The 23,477-nt window shown below is 33.6% G+C and carries 26 protein-coding genes, 1 tRNA gene and 1 pseudogene; 15 read left to right on the top strand and 13 right to left on the bottom strand.

The window, feature by feature from the left end; translation table 11 throughout:
• Positions 1-44 precede the first annotated feature (44 nt).
• The 9 genes and pseudogenes from elbB to dapA all read left to right on the top strand — a co-directional run bounded on the left by elbB (position 45) and on the right by dapA (position 6,813).
• Positions 45-743 (top strand): isoprenoid biosynthesis glyoxalase ElbB, encoded by a 699-nt coding sequence (gene elbB / locus wTKK_RS02955; protein ID WP_407512225.1) that lies wholly within the window; start codon positions 45-47, stop codon positions 741-743.
• A gap of 137 nt (positions 744-880) precedes the next feature.
• Positions 881-1,190, top strand: a pseudogene (locus wTKK_RS02950) (hypothetical protein).
• Positions 1,191-1,255: 65 nt separating this feature from the next.
• Positions 1,256-2,182: a 4-hydroxy-3-methylbut-2-enyl diphosphate reductase gene (ispH, locus tag wTKK_RS02945; protein ID WP_407512223.1), complete on the top strand. Its 927-nt coding sequence runs from the start codon at positions 1,256-1,258 to the stop codon at positions 2,180-2,182.
• Between the two features lie 235 nt (positions 2,183-2,417).
• Positions 2,418-3,857 carry a hypothetical protein gene (locus wTKK_RS02940; RefSeq protein ID WP_407512222.1) on the top strand — a complete coding sequence of 480 codons (1,440 nt, stop codon included), beginning with the start codon at positions 2,418-2,420 and terminating at the stop codon, positions 3,855-3,857.
• A 4-nt stretch (positions 3,858-3,861) separates the two neighbouring features.
• Entirely contained in the window at positions 3,862-4,470 is a 609-nt protein-coding gene (locus tag wTKK_RS02935) for a hypothetical protein (RefSeq protein ID WP_407511971.1), read from the top strand.
• The gene (locus wTKK_RS02930; RefSeq protein ID WP_407511969.1) at positions 4,467-5,264 is read left to right on the top strand and encodes a hypothetical protein; all 798 of its coding nucleotides are present in this window, start codon (positions 4,467-4,469) and stop codon (positions 5,262-5,264) included. The genes wTKK_RS02935 and wTKK_RS02930 overlap by 4 nt, the downstream gene beginning before the upstream one ends.
• 12 nt (positions 5,265-5,276) lie before the next feature.
• Positions 5,277-5,350: transfer RNA gene (locus wTKK_RS02925), tRNA-Arg, on the top strand.
• Positions 5,351-5,418: 68 nt separating this feature from the next.
• Positions 5,419-5,901 (top strand): single-stranded DNA-binding protein, encoded by a 483-nt coding sequence (gene ssb / locus wTKK_RS02920; RefSeq protein ID WP_407511967.1) that lies wholly within the window; start codon positions 5,419-5,421, stop codon positions 5,899-5,901.
• Between the two features lie 9 nt (positions 5,902-5,910).
• A complete protein-coding gene (gene dapA / locus wTKK_RS02915) occupies positions 5,911-6,813 on the top strand; it encodes a 4-hydroxy-tetrahydrodipicolinate synthase (protein ID WP_407511966.1) in 903 nt (300 codons plus the stop codon).
• Between the two features lie 62 nt (positions 6,814-6,875).
• On the opposite strand, the gene wTKK_RS02910 is transcribed toward dapA, so the two are convergent.
• From wTKK_RS02910 to wTKK_RS02890, 5 genes are all read right to left on the bottom strand, one after another.
• Positions 6,876-7,457, bottom strand: coding sequence for a hypothetical protein (locus wTKK_RS02910; RefSeq protein WP_407511965.1), 582 nt, complete (start codon positions 7,455-7,457; stop codon positions 6,876-6,878).
• Between the two features lie 598 nt (positions 7,458-8,055).
• Entirely contained in the window at positions 8,056-9,033 is a 978-nt protein-coding gene (locus wTKK_RS02905) for a quinone oxidoreductase family protein (RefSeq protein ID WP_407511964.1), read from the bottom strand.
• A gap of 583 nt (positions 9,034-9,616) precedes the next feature.
• Positions 9,617-10,153, bottom strand: a complete 537-nt coding sequence (locus wTKK_RS02900; protein ID WP_407511962.1) for a cytochrome c oxidase assembly protein — start codon at positions 10,151-10,153, stop codon at positions 9,617-9,619.
• A complete protein-coding gene (locus wTKK_RS02895) occupies positions 10,154-10,876 on the bottom strand; it encodes a Bax inhibitor-1/YccA family protein (protein WP_407512221.1) in 723 nt (240 codons plus the stop codon).
• A gap of 200 nt (positions 10,877-11,076) precedes the next feature.
• On the bottom strand, positions 11,077-12,264 hold the full coding sequence (locus wTKK_RS02890; RefSeq protein WP_407511961.1) for a cysteine desulfurase family protein: 1,188 nt from the start codon (positions 12,262-12,264) through the stop codon (positions 11,077-11,079).
• 134 nt (positions 12,265-12,398) lie between these two features.
• Between wTKK_RS02890 and wTKK_RS02885 the strand changes: the two genes are divergently transcribed.
• Positions 12,399-13,097: an alpha/beta hydrolase gene (locus wTKK_RS02885; protein WP_407511960.1), complete on the top strand. Its 699-nt coding sequence runs from the start codon at positions 12,399-12,401 to the stop codon at positions 13,095-13,097.
• A gap of 247 nt (positions 13,098-13,344) precedes the next feature.
• Here the strand turns inward: wTKK_RS02885 and wTKK_RS02880 are convergent, their stop codons facing one another.
• Entirely contained in the window at positions 13,345-14,019 is a 675-nt protein-coding gene (locus tag wTKK_RS02880) for an ABC transporter ATP-binding protein (protein WP_407511959.1), read from the bottom strand.
• A 26-nt stretch (positions 14,020-14,045) separates the two neighbouring features.
• Entirely contained in the window at positions 14,046-14,468 is a 423-nt protein-coding gene (locus wTKK_RS02875; protein WP_407511957.1) for a HesB/IscA family protein, read from the bottom strand.
• A gap of 47 nt (positions 14,469-14,515) precedes the next feature.
• On the opposite strand from wTKK_RS02875, the gene wTKK_RS02870 reads away from it, so the two are divergent.
• Positions 14,516-15,715, top strand: coding sequence for a deoxyguanosinetriphosphate triphosphohydrolase (locus wTKK_RS02870; protein WP_407511956.1), 1,200 nt, complete (start codon positions 14,516-14,518; stop codon positions 15,713-15,715).
• Positions 15,715-16,965, top strand: coding sequence for a bifunctional diaminohydroxyphosphoribosylaminopyrimidine deaminase/5-amino-6-(5-phosphoribosylamino)uracil reductase RibD (gene ribD, locus wTKK_RS02865; RefSeq protein ID WP_407511955.1), 1,251 nt, complete (start codon positions 15,715-15,717; stop codon positions 16,963-16,965). Before wTKK_RS02870 ends, ribD begins: the two co-directional genes overlap by 1 nt.
• Before the next feature lie 75 nt (positions 16,966-17,040).
• On the opposite strand, the gene wTKK_RS02860 is transcribed toward ribD, so the two are convergent.
• Together wTKK_RS02860 and wTKK_RS02855 are read right to left on the bottom strand one after the other, a co-directional pair.
• Positions 17,041-17,202 carry a hypothetical protein gene (locus tag wTKK_RS02860; RefSeq protein WP_407511953.1) on the bottom strand — a complete coding sequence of 54 codons (162 nt, stop codon included), beginning with the start codon at positions 17,200-17,202 and terminating at the stop codon, positions 17,041-17,043.
• 86 nt (positions 17,203-17,288) lie between these two features.
• On the bottom strand, positions 17,289-17,426 hold the full coding sequence (locus wTKK_RS02855) for a hypothetical protein (RefSeq protein ID WP_407511951.1): 138 nt from the start codon (positions 17,424-17,426) through the stop codon (positions 17,289-17,291).
• A gap of 133 nt (positions 17,427-17,559) precedes the next feature.
• On the opposite strand from wTKK_RS02855, the gene truB reads away from it, so the two are divergent.
• The 3 genes from truB to pnp are packed head-to-tail and all read left to right on the top strand — an operon-like array spanning position 17,560 to position 21,081.
• A complete protein-coding gene (truB, locus tag wTKK_RS02850; protein WP_407511950.1) occupies positions 17,560-18,510 on the top strand; it encodes a tRNA pseudouridine(55) synthase TruB in 951 nt (316 codons plus the stop codon).
• Between the two features lie 7 nt (positions 18,511-18,517).
• Positions 18,518-18,790, top strand: coding sequence for a 30S ribosomal protein S15 (rpsO, locus tag wTKK_RS02845; protein WP_407511949.1), 273 nt, complete (start codon positions 18,518-18,520; stop codon positions 18,788-18,790).
• A 14-nt stretch (positions 18,791-18,804) separates the two neighbouring features.
• A complete protein-coding gene (gene pnp, locus wTKK_RS02840; RefSeq protein ID WP_407511947.1) occupies positions 18,805-21,081 on the top strand; it encodes a polyribonucleotide nucleotidyltransferase in 2,277 nt (758 codons plus the stop codon).
• 100 nt (positions 21,082-21,181) lie between these two features.
• Here pnp and rpe read toward each other — a convergent pair whose 3' ends face one another.
• The 4 genes from rpe to wTKK_RS02820 all read right to left on the bottom strand — a co-directional run bounded on the left by rpe (position 21,182) and on the right by wTKK_RS02820 (position 23,366).
• The gene (rpe, locus tag wTKK_RS02835) at positions 21,182-21,856 is read right to left on the bottom strand and encodes a ribulose-phosphate 3-epimerase (RefSeq protein WP_407511946.1); all 675 of its coding nucleotides are present in this window, start codon (positions 21,854-21,856) and stop codon (positions 21,182-21,184) included.
• Between the two features lie 121 nt (positions 21,857-21,977).
• On the bottom strand, positions 21,978-22,685 hold the full coding sequence (locus tag wTKK_RS02830) for a hypothetical protein (RefSeq protein WP_407511945.1): 708 nt from the start codon (positions 22,683-22,685) through the stop codon (positions 21,978-21,980).
• A 46-nt stretch (positions 22,686-22,731) separates the two neighbouring features.
• On the bottom strand, positions 22,732-22,995 hold the full coding sequence (locus wTKK_RS02825; protein WP_407511944.1) for a hypothetical protein: 264 nt from the start codon (positions 22,993-22,995) through the stop codon (positions 22,732-22,734).
• The gene (locus wTKK_RS02820; RefSeq protein WP_407511943.1) at positions 22,992-23,366 is read right to left on the bottom strand and encodes an N-acetylmuramoyl-L-alanine amidase; all 375 of its coding nucleotides are present in this window, start codon (positions 23,364-23,366) and stop codon (positions 22,992-22,994) included. Before wTKK_RS02820 ends, wTKK_RS02825 begins: the two co-directional genes overlap by 4 nt.
• Positions 23,367-23,477 lie beyond the last annotated feature (111 nt).

Here is a 23,477-nt window from a genome sequence, read left to right as displayed (position 1 = left end):
AATTTGTATTACAATACCTAGATTATATGAAATCAAGGTATTTTATGGGTGAGAAAAAATTAAGAGCCGCTGTGGTTTTATCAGGATGCGGCCACCTCGACGGCACAGAGGTGAGAGAAGCGGTCTTAACTCTGCTTGTGCTTGATCAGCAGGAAGTTGAAGTCAAATGTTTTGCTCCTGACATTGATATTACACAAGTTATGAACCACAAAACAAAAGAGGCGGTAAAAGAAAAAAGGAATGTACTTGTAGAAGCAGCAAGAATTGCAAGAGGTGAGATAAATGATTTAAGAGAAGCAAAAGCTGAAAATTTTGACATGCTAGTCGTACCTGGTGGATATGGAGTTACGAAAAATTTATCTGACTTAGCTGAAAATAAAACAGTGATGCCTGAGTTTGAAAGATTAGTCTCAGAGTTCTTTGTTGCAAAAAAGCCAATAGGAACTATATGTATATCTTCAGCCATTATTGTTTTAATTTTAAGTAGCAAGATGGGTAAAGAAGAAAGTAAGATCAAGGTAACTATAGGGGAGGACAAAGACCAGTTGATAGAGAAGCTCGGCGGCGAACATATAACATGCGATACAAAGCTATCAATAGAAGACGAAAAGCATAATACATTTTCCTGCTCTGCTTATATGCGTAGTGACGAAAGTATACACTCTGTATATCAAGGAATAAAACACATGATTGACAGTATGGTGAGAAAAATTAATAAAAAAGCCAAACAACCATTTCTCTAAAGTGTAGTTTCTTATACAATTAATTATTTTATACTTCCAGTTGCATTATTGTTGTAGACAAAGTAATCTGTAATTGCTTATTAATAGCAAGCTATATTTAGTATGTAGGTTTAGTTCTTTTTTTTATAGATGTAAATATGTCAGACCTTTTTTATATTGAAAGTGAGTGTTATGTAGATGGTCAGTGTGATACTTATGCAGGAGGAGTGAGTGTCAATGATGTCATGTTGGGCAAGTTTAGTCTAAATTCATTCAGTGGGAAAAAAGGCTATAATAAATCTAGACATCGCTACATTCGATATCCATATTGCCATGGATGACCAAGATAGAAGGACAATAACAAGAGACCTCAAGGGTCCTGAATTTGTAATTAAAGATGACGGTTCCTGGTATATTAATAAGAATCTTGGTAATGATAAATTTGAAATTATAGTAAAGCAGTCATGATATGAAACATAGTGAGCGGAGCTTACTTTTTAGCAATGTTTACATACTTACTTGATTTGAAAAAGATGGAGATTATCTTAGCTGAACCACGCGGTTTCTGTGCAGGGGTTAAAAGAGCTGTAGAGATATTAGCAATCACTTTAAAGAAATACAAAAATGAACGCCAAGTTTATGTATTACACGAAATCGTTCATAATAAGTATATAGTAGAGGACTTCAAGAAGCAAGGAGTGGTTTTTGTAGGCAGCATAGAAGACATTAAAGACAATAGAGGAATATTGATCTTTAGCGCACATGGAGTGTCGAAAAGTGTAGAGGATGAGGCAAAAAGAAAGGGTGTTCAAGTGATTGATGCAACATGTCCATTAGTTAGCAAAGTACATAAAGAGGCAAAAAGGTATGAGGATAGTGGTAAAGAATTAATTCTAATTGGACATGAAAATCATCCAGAAGTTAAAGGAATTATAGGAAGAGTAAGTAATCCTATATCTCTAGTGCAAACTATGCAAGACGTATACAATTTAAAAATCAAAGACCCAGATAATTTATCTTATGTAACACAAACCACGTTAAGTATTGACGATACCAAAGAAATTATTGCTACACTGAAGCTCAGATTTCCAAGCATTACAGGACCCGACTTAAAGGATATATGCTATGCAACACAAAATAGGCAGAACGCTGTTAAAAAATTGGCTAAAATTACAGATGTAGTGTTGATTGTAGGAAGTAAAAACAGTTCAAATTCAAACCGTTTATTAGACCTGTGTATTTCCAGAGGAAAAAGAGCCTATTTGATTGATAATTATAAATGTATGAACAAAAATTGGTTACAGGGCGCAGAAAAAATAGGAATTACTGCAGGTGCTTCTGCTCCTGATATATTAGTTGATGAGCTAGTAAATTACTTAAAAATAAATATGAATACAAAAGTTTCAGTCATGCCAGATGGATTCACTGAAAATGTTCAGTTCAAGTATACTAAATGGTAATGTGCAACAAAGTGCGTCAAATCAAGTCTTTAGCTCAATTCAATTTTCAGTCTGTTGGAGAATAAAATATCAAGCTGAGATATAATTAATCCTCGTTTGTCAGGTTAAGTTGTGTCTAGCACAAATATAAAAAACCTTCATCATACAAAAGGGTTAATGTTACTACTAATTTTATCAAAAACTTATAATATAAGTAATATTGTCATCTAATGTTTTGAGTATGCACTTTGTTAATATGTTTGGGTCAAAACCAAAAAGTAAGTTTATGCTTTTTATAGGAAAAGAAGGCACAATGTTACTATATTTTAAGAATGATACTTTAAATAAAAGATATTTTGCTAAGGACAAAAATAATAAAGTTGTTTCTGACTTAATTTCATGTCTCTCGTCAGATAAAAAAGCACACTTATATCTGGTTCTCAATCACACTGATCAGAACTATTTGCTACAGTCTATCCCAAGAGTAAATAGGATTAGTGCTTATCTATCAGCAAAAACAAAAGTAGAGCATTTTGCTCATAATAATGATATAAATTCTATTCTCTTGGTCGAAAAGCCGAATAAATTTAATCAGAACTGGTGGTATCTATTTGTTTCATCAAAAGCAAATCATTTAGTAGCATATTGGTTGGACGTGTTTGTTGAAATAGGCTCTAACTTTAAAGGAATATTAATGTTTCCTATAGAACTAGTCAGTATAGCAAAAAAGATTCTACACAAAGATCCTAGTAACTGGAAAATTATAGTTGCTGCAACTAAAACAGGTGGCTATAGACAAGTGGTTCTTAAAGAGAACAAAATGATATTTACACGTTTAATACCATTTACTAATGATAATTTACCAGGAATCATTGCTGGTGAAATATATCAGGAAGTGAAAAATACAATTCAATCTTTAACTAAGTTTGGATGTGAAAAAAATGACCCTATCGACCTTTGCATCATAGTATCAGAAGCTATTAAATCTAGTTTATCAGTTATAAATTTTTCAGAGAATAGTGTGAACATATTGACTCCATATGAGCTAGGTAAACTATTGGGAGCAGAATTAGCTATATGCAAAAAAGATAGCTTTTGTGATACTACAATTTTGTTCCATAGCTTTAAGAATAAGCCAATAAATATTTTTAACACAAAAGAAACTAAAGAATTTTATCTATTTAATTATTTTTATTTAAATTCTCCTCAAATTTTTCTATACCTACTCTTGGTTTTAGTTGTAATTAACGCCTTTTGTTTGCAAAATTTGTATTCAAATTTTAATGTTGCTGATAATTTATCTGCAAAGCGGAGTGCTTTAAATAACAAACTAATAAAACTTAGCCAAAGCTATAATGTAAAAAAGATAGATGAAGTTTACGATTTTATTAATATAAATAATATTTTATCAAAAATAGAGTACTCTCCTCTTACACAAATTAAGTATGTAGAAAAGTTAAAAGTACCAGGTGCAGAGCTTCAATCGTTTGAGTGGAATTACAATGAGGCAAAAAGTTATATTACCACAACTTTAAGGTTTAATTTTCAATCTGGTCAAGACATTTCTTATCAATACGAGAAACTAAAGAAAAATTTAAACGATAATTTCCGTACTCATGATATTAGTATTTCTAGCTTACCCACTACTAAAGAGAAAAATCTACCTATTGATGTTGAAATAGGAGAGGCAATGTAGATTGATGACTATCTCTCAACTAAAAAGAAAAGCTACAATTCAGTGCATATATTATTTATTGTTATCTATTGTATTAATAGGGTTATCAACGTGTTTTATTCTCTATAACAAAAAGGTTTATAATAAAAATCACACTGCAGCTGAGGAAATACGCTCTATTAATTTACAGATCATTGAAATTCAAAAGAAAGAAGTCGTTCTAAATAAAAACCTAGATTTATGGAAAAGAATTTCTTCTTCAAACTTACATAGTAGCAGATATGTTACAAATTTAAATTTTGAGCTTCACAAGCTATATAAAAAACACTACATGTTAGAACCTGAAATATCAATTTCTATACCTGAAGAAGCTGAACTCCACAACAAAAGTGAATGTACAAAAGTAATAAGAAGTGAAGTGGTTCTAAGTTTAAGCTCAATTAGCGATAAGCATATTTTTTTATTTCTACAGTCTCTTCCAAATCTTCCTGGTTATGTTATGATCAGATCTCTTACCTTGAATAAGCAGAGAAATATAGATTCTGCAGCTATAAACCAGATTTTAAGTGGTAATATGATAGAGATAGTGAGAGCTAGTATAGTTTTTGATTGGTATACCATATTAAGTAGATGAATATAAAGTTGTTTTTTATTTTTACGCTGCTATTTTTTAATGTTAGTGCATATTGCAATTGTGAAGATCTTGTGGAAAATATAGGGATTTGTAAAAAATATTCTTGCCAACAGCATATTAGTGATGAAGATTTTATTGAGCATAAAATATTAGGGTTAAATAGTGAAAATTTGTGTGTATATATAGAAAGACGAGGCGATGATGAAATGCTCTGTCATTATTCCAACAATGGAATGATTATAGAAAAGGAGTACTTAAAAAGTATTTTTAAAGTTGGAAATCAAGAAATAAATGATTTCGTTGATATAGCAAATTTGCGTGCGAAGGAGTGTTTTTTTATCAACAATTATGAACTAAGCTATATAGATCGAGACGATATAATAAAAGAGGCAGCAGAGAGTACTTTATCGCAATATGGTAGCATAAAAAGCATTTTCTTTGATGAAGAGCAGGTTAATAGAATAGTTAGTGAGATGGAAAAGTTTAACTTACAGTCTTCAGGAGTTACAGAGGAAGAAAATTTCAATTGTAAAGTAGTCAGTTTAGATTCAATTTTATACTTTTCCCCTGATACATGGAAAATATGGGTAAATGGAAAGTTGTTTATAAATACTAAGGATTTAAAAGTGCATTCAGTAACTGAAAATTATGTAACTTTTTCATGGGACGTAAACCAAAAGATAACAAAAGAAAGGATAAGCAATTCTAAAAATGTAAATTTTGGACATGAGGGTATTATGTTTACTCTTTATCCAGAACAAAAGTTTGATTTAGAAAGTTTATCTATTAAATAATCTAATACATCTGCGCTTGTAGCTCAATTGGATAGAGCGTTGCCCTCCGGAGGCAAAGGTCGTGGGTTCGAATCCCTCCAAGCGCGTTTCTGATTAAATTTGACAATAATACTCTCACATAAGATAATAAGGATGTTTATTCTAAAGCACAATTATGTCTAGTGGTACTATAAATAAAGTCATATTAGTTGGTAATTTAGGAAAAGATCCTGAAATTAGGACTACACAAAATGGAAAAGAGATGGCAAGTTTTTCAATAGCCACGTCTGAAAGTTGGACTGACAAATTTTCTGGTACTCGCTCTGAAAAGACAGAATGGCATAATATTGTAATTTTTAGTGAAGGACTAGTGAAAATTGTTAAAGACTTTGCACGGAAAGGTAGTAAAGTGTACGTTGAAGGCTCTCTGAGAACTAGAAAATGGACTGACCAAAATGGTACTGAAAAGTACACAACAGAGGTGGTGCTATACAACTTTAATAGTGCCCTTACCCTTTTAGATTCACGAAACAGTATGTCAAACTCTGATTACAAGCCAAGTGAATACAAACAGAATGAAACAGAACAAAAAGATAAATACGGAAGTTTTGACAACGATATAAAAGATGAACTAATCGATGATGAAATACCATTTTAATAACTTCAATTGAAACCTACATTTTTATGGACTGCTTGTGTTACTCCTTTTAATTTTAATGGAGATAGCGTAGATTACAAAAGTTTGCAGTGCTTGCTTGTAATGCAGGCCCAAGCTAAAAATGGTGTAGTGTTGCTCGGTAGTACAGGTGAAAGCTTATCACTTACTGATTCTGAAAAGCGCACCTTAGTTGAATTTGTATGTGAGCTAAAATTAAATACGAAAATTATAATTGGTGTACCAGGAGTGAATCTATATCAGACTCTTGAATGGCTTGATTTTTGCAAGGATATCCCTATTCATGGCTATCTAATGACAACTCCCATTTATGCAAAGCCTGGAATCATGGGGCAAACTTTATGGTTTGAAAAGCTGCTTGAAAAAGCACATGTGCCAGCCATGCTTTACAATATTCCATCAAGAGCAGGAGTGAGTCTTCACGCTGAAACTGTACTCAACTTATCCAGCCACGAAAAATTTTGGGCTATCAAAGATTCAAGTGGAACTGTTTACACTTTAATTGAGTATAAAAAAGTTGCACCAAATATTAAGGTGTTTTGTGGAGATGATAATATGATACCCGATATGGCTGCTAAGGGTGCGGCTGGTCTAGTTTCTGTTGCCGCCAATGTTTGGCCAAGTGTAGTACATAAATATGTTAAGCAATGCATGAGTGGCAAGAACCCTCAAGCATACAGTTGGCAACAAGCTTGCAAAGCTATATTTACTGCCAGTAATCCAATACCTACTAAAGCACTCCTGCATGATATTGGGCTCATAGAAGACAAAACTGTTCGTCTGCCACTGAGCACAGAAGACTTGCCTTCCGTTGAAACATTAAGACAAGCTAATAAAATGATTCTTGGGTGGGAAAATCAACTAACTATTCAGGATGAGGACTTGAGCGGATAATTCAATTATGCTTAACATGAAAATGTGCTAAATCCTCTTCAAAAACTTCTATCTATCGTTTCTTAAAATACTCTCCTGCACGTATCCCCATCAACAATTTTTACGTCGCTATCAACTGAGCTGCCTGGCTGTCTATTTCCTTCTGGAAAAAAGCACTCAATTGCTTTATCAATTAATAAATTTAAAGAAATACAAGGAATCATATTCACTACAAAAGTTAAAGCACCTATAGCTGCTGGTGATTTTACACCAAGAGCAACTAGCCCTGCTCCAACTCCAAAAGAAACACCAATACTACTGATAGTATGTGCATAATTTTTAATTTTATATTCAGCACTGTTGCTATATTCTCTCAAAATTTGTTTGTTTTCTTCGGACATGCTTTCTGGTATATCGTTGAGATTTGTAGTTTTTGAGAAAGAACAAGCACTGATTACACATCGTACTAATAACATTCCAGAACCAATGATTCCACCTGCAATGAGAGGTGGCAAGTTAACATAACTTAGAGTTAAACCTGCAAGAGCCCCAGTAACAGCTGCCATTCCTAGTGCTATTGTTATTGCTAGTTTTGATTCAAATTTCTTTTCTAGGCTACTTTTTGCTTGCCTTGCCTCTTTTAACTGTTCTCTTGTATAGCTCATAGTATGCACTCTTACTTAAAATTAATAATATAATACTAGCATTTTTAATTTATATAGTCAACTTATTAAGGAATTTTAATTGACTTTCAGCACACTTTAGCCTATATGTATGGTCCAAGAGTGTAATGGTATATAAAATATGAGAACAGAATGCCATTAAAGGAGAATTTATGATTACTGGATGTGTCAGAGCAACAGAAACAATCATAGGGTAATGTAAACTTTCTAAGTACTATAACTTTAACCCTAAAATTATTGTAAAATAGAGAAAAGTAGTTATTTAAAAGGAGAATAACAGCTCCATATACTATTGAAGTTATAATACTTAAATGTTAGATGTGACATCAAATCTAATTTGAAATATAACTTATTTACTCAGCTTCTTTTGAAACTACTGTGAACATAATATCTATAGATAAAACATTTCATTACCACGCCACTAACGAGTAGCAGAATGACAAGTTTTCCAAACTTGTTGGTAAATCTCAGTCAGTTTAGCTACAGCTGTATGCTTTTAACTCTCCCAGAAAGAAAATTAACCATGTGAAATTCTTGTTGATATGACTTAATGAATAATTATTTTAGGTTACTAAGTTATTTAAGAAACTTTGATAATATTTAGCCCACTTACTTTTCTATTTTCTATGTCACGATGAGCCTCTATTATTTCATTAAATTTATATTTTTTATTAATTCGTACAATTAAAAGTTTTTTTCTTATCATTTCAAAAATCTCCATTGCAGTAAGCACTAACGTAAGTCTATTATGCTTGTAATGATATATCGAAGTTCCAGCTGCAAATAACGAACGTGAACTAAGTAAAGAGAAAGTAATAGGAGTATTACCTGATATCTGCCCATAGGAAACATATATGCCAAACTTACCCAAAGATTCAAAAGAGAGCTTGCTTGTAGCGTAACCTATAGGGTCATACACTGCACCTACTCCTCTATTTTTCGTAATCTCCATGATTTTAGAAACGAAATCTTTATCATTGTAGTTTATTGCGTATGTGCAGCCATTTTGTAAAGCTATCTTCATTTTTTCGTCAGAGCTTATAGAACCTATCACTATACCTTTTTTATCGTTTGCCCATTGGCATATTATTTGCCCCAAACCACCATTAGCTCCATGAACTAGTACAAAAGCACCAGGCCTGATTTTATAAGATTGATTAACTAAATAGTGAGCTGTCATACCTTTAAACAATACTGCAGCAGCAACTTCATTAGGTATATCATTCGGAATTTTTATCAAATATTTCTGGTGTACAATGCGCTTTTCACAATATGCCCCTGGAAGAGCTGTGCAATATCCAACTCTATCTCCAACCTTAAATCCATCACTATTTTTTTTACCAAGCTTTTCAACAACTCCTACTGCCTCTACTCCAAGTAATGATGGCAAATCTTTAATTTTGCGTATACCTTTTCTATGTTCTAAATCATAACGATTTAAGCCGATAGTTGTATGACGTATTAAGACTTCCTCATCTTTTGGTTCACCTATGCTCTTATCTACAAATTCTAATACTTCTGGACCCCCAGTTTTTTTAATTTGTATAGCTCTAACCATGATAAATGTAAGACAAAAACTTTAACTATCTTATCTAGCAATTAGTATTTTGCAAAATGTTATTTAGAGTTTATACACTACATAAGCGTATTGTTAATAGTTTTGAGGCACAAATTATCATGAACAGAGAAATTTGGCTTTATGGTGTTTTATTCAATGTGTTGTGCAAAGTGGATGAAGATAATGATTTGGATGTTAACAATGTAATAAAAAAATAAAAGAAAGGTTAGAATATAGAATACAAAAATCAGATAAAAAAAAGAGATTATTGTAAATATTTATATACTTCTTGGAAAAAAAAGGATTTGATGTTAACCACAGATTTGACTTGAAAGATTATGATGACTTTCCAATAGATAGTCTTTTTTTTTCATCGCCATTAACTATAAACCGTACACTTTAACAAATCTAGCGCAAGTTTTAATAAAAGCAGGAACTAATCTGGAAAACGAAATGGGAATTCGCAATACCAAAAACCGCAATACAAGTACTTAGTGTGCAAAAAAAACAAATAAGTGCTTCTGCCCAATTAAATAGATCTGTTGCATAACTATTATTTAAATCGACAATAGGCACAGGTTTGTTACTTAAGCTTAAAAAACGTATATGATAGTGTTATTTCACTTAAATCTTTTGTACTATTGTCACGAATTATTTCAGGGTCTATGTAAAAGGATACTGGCATAGCTGTTTTTTGTTTTGGCTGCAAAATTTGTTCTTCAAAGCAGAAGCATGCAACTTTATTGAAATACTTACCTGCTTTAAAAGGTGTGACATTATACACTGCCATTCCAAGTGAAGGCTGGTCAGATAAATTTTCTGCATAATAAAACACTAAACTTTTTTGCCCTATATTCGTATCAATATAGTTAGTTTCTGATTTAAATTCCCAAGGCAGACCGGACATTACATCAGCATTGAAGTAAACCCTGATTTTTTGGTCAGTTGCATTTATTGTCGTATTAGTTGCTTTTCTCGTTGTCCCACCATATCCAGTAGCTTTGCAAAAGATACTATACAATGGCACTGAAGCATATGCAAGACACAGCATCAATACCACTAAAGATACTAGGAAAAAAACTATAGAATTTCTGTTATTTCCCCTTAGAAAGGAAATCATCTAATCCTTATTGTTGAATAAATTAAGTAACCTGAGTAAATTGAGGAATATATTGATGAAGTCAAAGTAAAGATTAGTTGCACCAAGTACTGCCAGCTTAGTAGCTGCAACCTCTGAGCCATCATTATACCTATAATAGACATCTCTGATTCTCTGAGCATCGTACGCGGTCATTAAAGTAAACACTATTACTGACACAAATGATATTGCAAAATAGAGTGGACTACTCCCAAGTAACAGATTAACTATAGATGCAATGATTAATCCCCAGATTCCCATAATCAAAAAAGAACCCATGCTGGTCAGATCTTTTTTTGTAGTATTACCATATAAAGCCATAGAACCAAACATAATCGACGTAATGAAAAATGCTCTCGCTATATTTTCTGCAGTATAAATTATAAAAACATGAGATAAAGAAATTCCCATTAAAACTGAGAATAGAAAAAATACAGTAAGTGTTGACTGAGCACTTAGGTGTTGAAGCCTAAAAGACATATAAAACACCAATGCAACTGGAGATAGCGTTACCACAAGCGATAGAACAGGATTGGAATAAATCACCTGGAAAAGACCAGAGAACACTGTTAAAAACGCAACAAGCCCTGTAACACCTAAAGCTAAAGCCATATAATTGTATACTTTAGTTAGGTAACTCCTAAGTCCAGCACTATAACAAACGCCCTGAGAGCGAATATCCTGTTCGTTTTTCATATAAGACATATGCAACTCCTTATTATCTCTTGATGATATATTATAATACAACACAGCGTTTTTATCAAGTATAAAATGACATACGCCAATTGAATGGCGTGGTATGCAATTAGAGAATTCTTCTATAACTATAAGCAAATCGGTTTTCAGCAGCATTTAACTATTATAACAACCTCTGGCAATAGAAACTACTTTCACCATTCCCTCTATCATGATTTAAGGGGAATGGTGAAAGTAGTTTTTGCATTTACTAAAGCATTCTTCTCATAGACACTATACCAACAATCCACTATTTTTTCTATGTCTCGCGGTTTAACCTCTGGACCTATACTGATTCTAATTGAACATTCTGCTTGCTCTTTTGTTGCTCCCATTGCAAGCAAAACATGAGAAGGTCCAACTTTTCCAGAAGAACATGCAGAACCATTGCTGACTGCAATATTATTTAAGTCGAAGTGCATGAGCTGCAGATCATTCTTCACTCTCGGCATATAAATGAAACTTGTATTTGGCAATCTTTTAGAATTTCTGCCAAAGATCTTGATATCACTGACAAGACTTAATAACCCACACTCCAATTGATCACGCAGCTTCTCTACTTCATCCATCTTTGATAGAAGATCTGGAATGTTTTGCAACGCAGCAGAAAGACCTACTATTGCAATAATATTTTCTGTACCACCACGCAACCCTTTTTCTTGGCCACCACCTGTTATAGTAGGTTCTATTACAAGCTTTTTGTCAAATATCAAAACTCCACTACCTGCTATACCACCAAATTTGTGAGCAGATAAAGTAAGTAAATCCACTTCTAAATCTTCCATATTTAATTCGATTTTCCCAATACTTTGAGCAGCGTCAGTGTGACAGATTGCCCCGAATTTATGTGCTATTTTAGCTATTTCCTTAACAGGCTGGATAACTCCAGTTTCGTTATTAGCCATCATCACTGAAATTATTACTTTACTCCCTTCAAGTTCGCTTAGAATTTTTTCTAGCTCTAAAAAGTCAACAATACCCTCTTGATTAACGGGTATTATATGTGGATTATATGCAGAATTAAGAATTGAAGGATGCTCTGTAGCTGAAATTACATGCAGATAGCCTTTCATTCCTCTCATGACTAGGTTGTTTGCTTCAGTTGCACCAGACGTAAAAACTATTTCTTTATCATCTGGAATGCTAAGAGCATCACGTACGTTATCTCTTACCTCTTTAAGAATCTTCCTCGCTTCTTGTCCCCTTTTATGCAGGGATGATGGATTTAGTGTTTGTTTTGATAAAATCTCAAGTATACTTTTTTTTACATTTTTACTCACTGGAGCAGTTGCATTATAATCAGCATACACGTAATTACTATCTTCCAGGGTGAATAAACTCACAGGCTTATTTGTCACTTACCATCAACTAATTATGCATGTTAACTTTAACACAATAAAAATTTATTGCAAAAACAGCAAAATTAATACATAATTAATAAGCAATTTACATTACCAACCCCTGTCAGAACAGGTTTTTATTAGGAGTCATCATGGTAGAAGTCTTTTTAAATAATTCAACGAAAAAGATAGAAGGTAGATACCATCAAAGCAAAGATACCAATGCACCGGTTGTGCTAATTTTACATCACCATCCCCAATATGGTGGTAATATGGATAGTAAGATTATACATAGTATATATGAATCTTTTATCGATAATAACTTTTCTGCGTTGAAAATTAATTTTCGTGGCGTCGGAAAATCTACCGGAACTTTTGATAAGGGTATAGGAGAATTAACTGATGCTGCAGTAGCTATTGATTGGCTTCAGGAGCATAACTCTAACAACGTTCCAATTTGGATAGTTGGTTTTTCTTTTGGAGCATGGGTAGCTATGCAATTAACAATGCGCCGTCCAGAGATAGTAAGTTTTGTTGCCCTTTCTCTTCCAACAACTAAATACGATTTCTCTTTCCTCTCTCCTTGCCCAGTTCCTGGACTTATAATACAAAGTAACAATGATACAATTTCAGAAGAAAGCGATGTAACAGAATTAGCACAAAGGTTAATAAATTCGGTAAAAAATAACCATATGGAATACCATATAGTAGACGATACTAACCACTTTTTAAGGGATAAAGAAGAGGAAGTAGCTCAAATTATAGATAATTATATAAAAATACGCTTAAACAGTGCAGTCACTTCCTCCAAAAAAGTAAAAAAAGAGATAAGGGTAAAGGAATATGCCTAACTTTACAAATGAGAGAAATGAATGTATTAATATAAATAAAAAAAAGTCTTGTTATGTTTAGGCAATTATTATTTCTCGTTTTAGCGATGTTTATGCTGTCAGGATGCCTTCCAAGTAAAAAGCATAAATTAAAGAGTCCGTGCATAAAAAGCAATGAAGGCATTTCATGCGAATTATACTCCGTTAATGATCATTGGTTAAGTAAGTACAAGTTATAGGTAGCTTTGTATTGTACTATTTCTTCCATTCACAACTTTACTAATGATCGGTCTTTTAACTGAAAAATGTGATCTGCTTTTTCTGCAAGGATATAGTTGTGTGTTACTACAAGCATAGAGCTGTTATTTTCCTTTACATATGAATGTAACAGCAAAAATACATTCAAAGAATTTGTTGGGTCTAAATTTCCCGTTGGCTCATCTGCAAGTAAAAGCTTTGGAGAGTTTACAATGCTCCTTGCAATTGCAACCCTCTGCCTTTCTCCACCAGAAATTTTAGATACCATACTACTTGCTTTACTTTCCAGACCAAAATTTTCCAATATTGCTTGCGATTTTTTTTCTGCTTCAGCTTTACTTTTTCCTGCAATGAGCTGAGGAAGCATAATGTTTTCCAACACTGATAACTCCTGTAATAAATAGTGAAATTGATAAATAAAGCTAAGAAAATTTCTTCTTACATGAGTTTTATATTTATTGTTGGCTTGCGTACAATTTACTCCATCTACTGTCACTACACCTAAAGTTGGCTTATCCAATAGACCTGCAATTTGTAGTATAGTTGTTTTTCCTGATCCCGAACTACCAATCAATGCAACCACTTGCCCTCTTGTAAGACTCAGATTGATATCTTCGACAATAGCGGGACTTTTTTTGAAGCTCTTACTTACAGAAGCTAGCTCTAGTGTTACACCATCACCCATATTATAAAAAGATCCAGGAGGGAGAATTAGACCGAGAAACTGTTACCACACCCACATCGAGACTTAGCGAGAGCATTCTTGATTTGAAAACCAGAACCACTTAGATCTTCAGTATAATCTATAGTTGAGTTATTTAAAAATTTAGCTGAACAATTATCAACCATTAATACAGGGTTTCCATTCTCATCATTAATTACTATATCTTTACCTTTTTCACTAAAACTGGAGTGGCTTCTATAATCCTCGCTATCTTCGTCATCGTCAAAATCGTCATCCAAAGACATCTTCTTATTTATTTGATCCATAAGAAAATCATACTTGAAGCCAGAGCATCCACCACCTGAAACTGCAACCCGCAAAATAGAACTCTCATCTCCTTCCTGTTCTACAAGGGAGTGGATTTTCCTTAATGCGTTGTCAGTTAAGCTAATATTGTAATCTGTTGACATAACAACCACCCTTCATTATTGATAACCTATTATAGTGGGAATTTTACATGTCAAACAATAATTTTCTATTAAGTTACGCGTGCTTTCCAAATAAAACAAAAGGAAGAAATTTTAAAGAGTCAGAAGATGAAAATCGCAGCTGCTTTCAGCGTGATAGGGACCGCATTATTCACTCTAATGCGTTTAGGAAATTAGGATATAAAACACAAGTTTTTATCAATTATGAGCACGACTACTATCGCACTCGGCTTACTCATAGCCTTGAAGTTGCACAAATTGCAAGGTCCATTGCTCGTAGACTTGGCTTAAATGAGGATATCACTGAATGCATAGCGCTCGCACATGATCTTGGTCATCCTCCATTTGGTCATGCAGGTGAAGATGCTCTAAAGAAATCAGTTCAAGATTTGAATCTTGATAATGAGAAGTATGAGTTTGATCATAATGTTCAAGCTATAAGGATTTTAACTTATCTTGAACAAAAACATGCCGATTTTGATGGTATGAATCTAAGTTGGGAGGTGATTGAAGGGGTTGCAAAACATAACGGTCCCTTGCTTGGTCAAAACGCAGAGTCTTCTACAAATAATCAGCTATTATTAAAATATAATGAAAAATATGATCTAAAACTTGAGGAATTTTCAAGCATTGAAGCACAAGTTGCTTCAATTGCGGATGACATCGCTTACAGTGTGCATGATCTTGATGATGCACTCAGAGCAAATTTAGTAACTATTGAAGATTTGCTTAATGTTCCCTTAATTGGCAAAATGTTTAAAAACGTAAGGAGTGAATATTCAGACTTGTCTCAGAGCAAACTCATACATGAATCACTGAGTAGAACTATAGGGATTATGATAAATGATGTTGTTTTTCAGACTGAAAAAAATATTAAAGACTACGAAATAAAAAGCGTAGAAGATGTAAGAGGTCTAAATACAATGCTAGTCACATTTTCACCAGAAATTTCAAATGCCACAAAAGAGATGAAAAAATTTAACATGGAAAAAATATACAGAAGCTATAAATTGAATAGAACAATGAACAAAGCAAAACGTATAGTACAGGAGCTTTTGCAATGCTTTTATGAAAACCCAGGGTTATTACCTATAGAGTGGAACAAGCTTGCTTGTGAATCTCAACGTTCAGTAATAATATGTGATTATATCTCAGGTATGACAGATAGATTTGCCATACACGAGCACAGAAGAATTTTTGATACCTCATACGAAATGACTTCTTTCTAATGACCGATGATTATTTCATGTCGATCGCATTAAAACTTGCAGAAAAAAGTCTTGGAAGTGTTGCACCAAATCCCACTGTTGGATGTATCATTGTAAAAAACGGTATGGTGATCGGTGAAGGCTACACAGGAATCGGTGGACGTCCACATGCAGAAGTAGTTGCTTTACAAAATGCTAAAGACTTAACTCATGGTGCAACTATGTACGTCACTCTCGAACCATGCTGCCACTTTGGAGTTACAGAACCTTGCACTACAGAAATCATAAAATCAGGAATAAGAAAGGTAGTGATTGCAGCAATTGATCCAGATAATAGAGTTTTAGGCAGAGGCATAAAAGCCTTAGTAGATGGAGGAATTGAAGTTGAGCAAGGGATTATGCAGAAAGAAGCAGAGAAACTAAATGTTGGCTTTTTTACCACTAAGAAACTCCATAGACCATTTATAGCTTGCAAAATCGCAACAACTCTTGACGGAAAAATCGCAACATTTACAGGTGATAGCAAATGGATAACAAGCGAAGATACGAGAAATTGGGTACATGAGCTCAGAGCAAAATATGATGCAATTATGATTGGCAGTAGTACCCTTATCAATGACGATCCACTTTTAACTTGCAGATTGCCAGGACTCGAAGACAGGTCGCCAGTAAGGCTAATTATCGATAGCCAAGGGAAATTGAAGGAAGAGCATAATATTGCAAAAACTGCAGATAAAGTAACAACTTGGGTAATTACAAACAGAGAAATAGAGAGAGAAATAAAAAACATTAATTATTTGATAGTCAATTCAAACCACAAACCTCCTGTCATTCCAGCTCACTCTTCCGTTACCCCAACACACTCTCCTGTCATTCCAATGCCTTCTCCTGTCATCCCAGTGCCCAGACACTGGGATCCAGAAAACTTCAAGCAATTGCGTAGTGAAAACTGGTCACGCGCTGGAATGACATCGGAACATGATGTTATCGGCAAAGTCTGCTTAAAAGACATGGTATCAAAACTTGTTTCAGAAATTGGAATAACAAGGTTATTAGTTGAAGGTGGAGGAGTGTTAGTTACAGAATTATTAAAACATAACTTAATCGACAGGTTGATAATCTGTCGCAGTGGTAAAATTCTAGGCAACGATGCCACTCCTTTTATAGGAGATCTAGGGATTCAATCCATAAACAACTGCTACCGATTCAAAAAAGTAAAGATAATACAGTTCAGTGAGGATGTAGTTGAGGTGTGGGATAGGCTATTGTAACTTTTTCATGTTCAGATGAAAGGAAAAAGAAAGAGGTAGAAAATCCACCTCTAGTCATGTTAATTTATTAAGCTATTATTCTTTAAATAATGCTTTAACATCTTTACTAACAACATCAGTATCTAATAAGAAAGTTTTAAATTTTTCTTTCAAATATTCGTCAGAAAGCACTGTACCTTCAGGTCCTTGGTCACCCTTATCGCCTTTTTCACCCTTAACATTTTCTATTGCATTCATTTGCTGATATGAAGCATAAGCTGCTGCGGCAAAATATACAGCGGCAATAAATAGAACTGCAATTCCAGCAGGGCTAGCAACAAGTGCTAAGCAGGTCCAGCAATTACTTTAGTAGCAATCAATACTGTTGTTATTGCTGCTGCCAAAGATGCAGTTGCAACTGTACCTTCAATACTAATTTTTGTTATAGGTGCTATATTTTTCAATTTCCATATAGTAGTCATAATTACTTCCTCCTTAATTAAGATTAATAAAAAGTTAATTGTATATTAACAATGCACACTAGTCAAGCATTTTATTAACAACTTAATATTTTATCTACTTTCTAAATTGTTACTAATTATGTAAGATTGATACATGGTAAATGGCTGGCTGAATCTTGATAAACCAACAGGAATGAGTTCTGCACAAGCTGTAACTCAAATTAAAAGGATTTTTGGAATAAAAAAAGCCGGACATTTGGGAACACTTGATCCTTTGGCTTCAGGTGTATTGCCGATCGCTCTTGGTGAAGCAACAAAAACTATACCGTATTTATCTTGCGACCTAAAGGCATACAATTTCACAATCAAATGGGGAAAGCAAACAACTACGGACGATTTAGATGGTGATATTATTAGAACTAGCACTATAAAACCTGAATATAACCAAATAAATTGTGTGATTAAGAATTTTATTGGTGAGATAACACAAACTCCTCCTCAATTTTCAGCAGTGAAAATCAAGGGAGCAAGAGCATATAAATTAGCAAGAAGTGGGCAAAAGGTAAATATAAAACCTCGACACGTCAAAATACATGAACTGAAGATGATATTTTTGGACACCATAAATAATAGTGCCTATTTTTCTATGATCTGCGGTAGCGGCGTATATGTAAGATCAATTGCAAGAGATCTTGGAATTGAATTAAATTGTTTTGGACATATTACACAATTAAGAAGAACGATGGTAGGTGATTTTAGGGAAAATGAATCAGTGACAATTGAGCAACTTACTAAAAAAAACTTACTCTCCCCAGTTCTTGACACTGGGATGACAGAGGAAGGTGGGATGGCAAAAGATGATGTAGGTAATACAAAAAGTTTCATCATCCCCATTGAATCGGCTTTAAAATCGATGTTCAAAGTTGAAATTTCCTTAGAGGAAGCGGATAAAATCAGAAAAGGTCAAGAAATTACATTAAATAACTTGCGTAATTTAAAGAGTTATGATACTTTTTGTACGAAAGTGGGTAATCTACCTATTGCAATTTGCAGTTTTACTCATGGTTATGTGAAGCCTGTTCGTGTTTTTAATATTTTGAAATGAGGTTTAGATGTCAATAACATCCCAAAAGAAAAAAAGTTTGATTAATACATATGCAATTAAGGAAGATGATACAGGTTCATCTTTTGTACAGTGTGCAATTTTAACCGAGAGAATCAGTAATTTAACTGAGCATTTTAAAAAGCACAAGCATGACCATAATTCTAAGCGCGGTTTACTTGTATTGATAGGTAGAAGGCGCAAGCACTTAAATTATATAAAACGTAAATTTGGTAATGAAGCCTATCAAGAGTTAATAGAGAAGTTAGGCATTAGAAAATAATCGAGGAATTTTGTATGTTTGAAATTATAAAAAAATCTATAGATTGGGAGGGGCGTACCTTGTCTTTAGAAACTGGGAAAATAGCACGTCAAGCTGGTGGTTCAGTAGTTGTAAATTATGGAGATACTTCTATCTTAGTCACTGTTGTACGAAAAAAGAAGGAAGAAAGTGTTGATTTTCTCCCTTTAAATGTGCAGTTTATTGCAAAAAGTTATGCCATGGGTAAGATTCCTGGTGGTTTTTTTAAAAGAGAAGGAAAACCATCTGATAGGGAAACTTTAATTTCAAGAGTAATAGATAGAAGTATAAGGCCGTTATTTCCTGAAGGTTTTCATGATGAAATTAGTATAGTATGTAATCTATTAACTTACGATACGGTCAATTCTCCTGAAGTGCCAGCATTGATAGGTACCGTCGCAGCTCTTGCAATTTCTGGTGTTCCTTTCCACTTTACTATAGCTGGAGTTATGGTCGGTTGTGATGAAAATAACAATTATATACTAAATCCTTCCGTTCAAGAGATGAAAGCAAGCAACTTGGATCTGTTTTTGTCTGGTGATGAAAATTCGATCTTAATGGTCGAATCGGAAGTCAAAGAGCTCTCTGAAGAAAATCTTTTGAGTGCAATAAAATTCGGCCATGAACATCTTCAACCTGTTATTGAGCTTATAAAAGAATTTGCTGATACAGTAGGCAATAAACCTGAAAGATTTGCTCCTTTTGATATATCAAATATAACTCAAGAACTTGAAAAATATCGAAAAGACTTTGAAGAAGCATATTCAAAAATAGTAAAACAAGAGCGAGTTCAAGCTCTAGAAGTGGTCAGGAATAATATATTGAATACTCTTAAAGAGGCTGGAAAAGACGAAAAGTTAATTACTTATGCAGTAAAAAGCTTTGAAAGATCTTTAGTGCGTGAAATGATTAGAAGGAAAAGTGTGAGGATAGACAGCCGTAAGTATGATGAAATACGCCAGATAGAAATTGAGGCTGACATTCTACCCAAGACTCACGGTTCTGCGCTATTTACAAGGGGTAGCACTCAGGCACTGGTTGTTACTGCTCTTGGTACTACACAAGATGAGCAAATTGTGGATGACATTGAAGGGGATAGACGTGAACATTTTATGTTGCATTATAATTTTCCTCCATTTGCTGTTGGAGAGGCTTCTTCTATACGCGCACCAGGAAGGAGAGAAATTGGTCATGGTAAACTTGCTTGGAAAGCAATTCATCCTGTTTTACCTGATAAATCTGAATTTCCTTATACAATAAGGGTAGTATCTGAGATTATGGAATCTGATGGTTCTTCTTCTATGGCAACAGTTTGTGGAACTTCCGTTGCATTAATGGATACAGGTGTGCCAATAAAGGCTCCCGTTGCAGGAATTGCTATGGGTCTCATCAAAGACAAAGATGAGCATATAATACTTTCTGATATACTGGGCGATGAAGACTATCTTGGTGATATGGACTTCAAAGTAGCAGGAACTAGCGAAGGGATTACAGCACTGCAGATGGATATGAAAATTCCTGGTATAAGCTTTGAAATTGTTGAAAAATCTTTAGAACAAGCAAAAGTCGGAAGATTACATATCTTAGAAAAAATGAATGCAGTAATTTCAGAACATCGTAAGGATATAAAAGATCATGTACCAAGAGTGTTATCGTTTTATATAGATAAAGATAAAATTTCTGCAGCTATTGGTGCTAAAGGAAAAAATATACGCAGTGTATGTGAAAGAAGTAATGCAAAAATTGAAATAGGGGATGACGGTAAAGTTTCTGTTTTTGCCATTAGTAGTACTGAAGCTGAAGCTGCAAAAAATATGATGATTGATTCAATAACAGAGCTAGAACAAGGTTCTATAATTGATGCTAAAGTTGTAAAGATAGAGAAGTCTATTGTAGAGCTAGAACTTCTTAATGGAAGGAAAGGAAAAATGCATATAAGCGAGGTAGCCAATCAACATGTAGAGTCCATTGAGGATATACTTAAACAGGGTGATACCTTCAAAGCTTTGATAATTGACTTTGAAAAAGGTGGATGTCCAAAATTATCAAGACGTCGTGTTGATCAAGAAACAGGTGAATTTTTTGAAGGTAAGCTTTATAATCAAGAAAGGAGAGATGGTTTAAATAATAGGGATAATTATTATAACAGCTCGTTTAATAAAAAACCTGGAGATAATTATCATAGTAATAGACCTACTCGTCCTCGTTCTGGTTTTAGTAATAGACACAGACCAAAATTTGGTAATAATGACTCATCATCAGGTTTCTATTGAGGTTGAACTTACTTTCTGTTATCTCAGTGTCGAAGCACTGGGATAATAGGAATTTTTAAAACTGACAAGATAACAAAAATGGTTTGTGTTGTCTATAGGGTTATAACGAAAGATTTTTAAGATCGTTTATAGCCTTTTTCATGTCTTCAGCTTTAAATATTGCTGATCCAGCAACTAATATATTTGCACCTGCTTTTATTATATCAGCTGCGTTAGAAAAGTTAACTCCACCATCTACTGAAACTTGTGTCTTAAGATTACGGTCCTGTATCATTTTCCTCACGGTAGATATCTTACTCAACTGCGAATGAATAAACTCCTGTCCTCCAAATCCAGGATTGACTGTCATAATTAGTACAATATCTAGCTCATCTATTATATACTCAAGCACGCTTGGAGAAGTTGAAGGAACAATTGAAACTCCAACTTGTACTATTTTTTTTGTATTGTTTTTATATGATTTTATCTTTCTTACTAGCCTCTCAAGATGTATCTCTGCTTCTGCATGTATAGTAATAATATCAGCACCAGCATTTATAAAACTTTCAATATGGTTACCAGGAGATTTAATCATTAAGTGTACATCAAAAGGAAGATTGCTATATTTACGTATCGCAGAGATAACATTCGGACCTATTGTAATATTTGGAACAAAATTTCCATCCATAACGTCTATGTGTATATAATCTACATTCAAGTTGCTAATTCTTTTTACTTCCTCTCCTAATTTTGCAAAGTCTGCTGAAAGTACAGAAGGTGCAATTTTAATACCCATAGACTACTATTTACCAAAAATAAAAAAAAGTAACTTATTTTTTAAACTCTGTCATCCCAATACTATATTAATCTCATTTAGAAATTTTTGTATCCTTCCAGATGCATGTGAAACCATTCCTTTATTTTTCTCTGCCCATGCATCTGGTCATTGTAATACTCATTAGACTTCTTTCTTCGCCTTTTCTAAATATTCCAACACAGTTTCGTGTAGCCACAGTCCAAGACATTTGCTTCTCCATATTCGTTATAAATTTTTGTTTCCAAGTGTCCTTAAATTCTTGAAACCACTGCTTCTCAAAATTTTGGAAATTAGATAAAACTTGCGACCTAAACTCATTAATCAAATTCGAGACTTCTATAGCCTTTTCAGGGCTTATAGACTTAAAAGATAATATTTCATTCTTTAAAACATCCAGCTTTTCAAATGAATTAAGTCTAAATGGAATATAAAGTGAAGATCTTATATTGTATCTTAGATAAGAGTCATAATATAGCTTAATCTTGTACATGAGCATAGCAAATGCATCAGAAGAAATATTATTTTCATATTCTGCAAGAGAAGATAATAAATGCTTATAATCCTCTTCATTCAAAAATGGTGGCTTTAAGCTTAATTTAGTTTTATCACTTAAAGATAAGAATTCACTAAAAATAAGATTACTATACTTAACTAAAAATTCAGGAAAAATATCTTCTTGTTCTAATTTTAGAGGCAAGTCTTTTCTAATCTCTTTCGGCAAGTAGTGCATTGAAAACTGATTGATAACCCACGCAAAATTTTCATCAAACTCATTTGAGTAATTAGCATTATTGTCAGGAAAAATCATATTACCTTCCCTATCATTCCAAGGCAGTATTTTATAAAAAAACAGTTTAACCTTTTTTTAATTTCAAAATATTTTCACCCTTATCGCCTAACTTATATAAAACCTCATTTACTTTTTGTTCTGCGTCTTGAGGACTGATTCTATCACCTATATGCAATCCGATACCACTTTTCTCTAATAACTCCCAATCAAATAACTTATGTGGATCAGGCTTACGCATTGAGTAACCTTCAATTGCTGAGTTGTACACTATAGTGCCTATCTCAGCGTGACTAAATATCATATCTTTTCTAATCTTAAAGCGCTTCATGAGGTACAAATCAGATCTTTGACAGATTTCATTTGCTCTTCTGGAAAAGGCTCAAGCCCTGTATTTACAATCTCCATACCTATAGAATAATCATTCAGTTTTCGTAGCTCTTCAACCACATTATCTACTTGAACTTTCGCATAACTTATACCAGCATACCATGCTCGTTTTTCAAGTGGAACCATCAGAGTAACGCTACCATCTCTATCAACAATAAGCTGTACTGATATCCCTGAAGAATTTAATGCGTGTTTTGTACTTTTTAATGTTGGTGATTCAGTATGGTGCACCACCATCAACACTTTTTTACCTTCTCTATCATCATAATTTAAACTCGGTTCAGGATCTAAAAATATTGGATTTTTAATCATGTTTTCAAATCTTGAAAATTGTTCTCAATATCACTTAAACAAGATTGTTGTCCATATACAAGAGGCGCTACAAGCAGCAACAGAAATAAAACAGACAAACATTTTTTACTA

The organism is Wolbachia endosymbiont of Trichogramma kaykai (assembly GCF_045765165.1).
In the GTDB taxonomy this organism is placed as follows: domain Bacteria; phylum Pseudomonadota; class Alphaproteobacteria; order Rickettsiales; family Anaplasmataceae; genus Wolbachia.
This window is presented reverse-complemented; position numbering and strand designations above follow the sequence as displayed.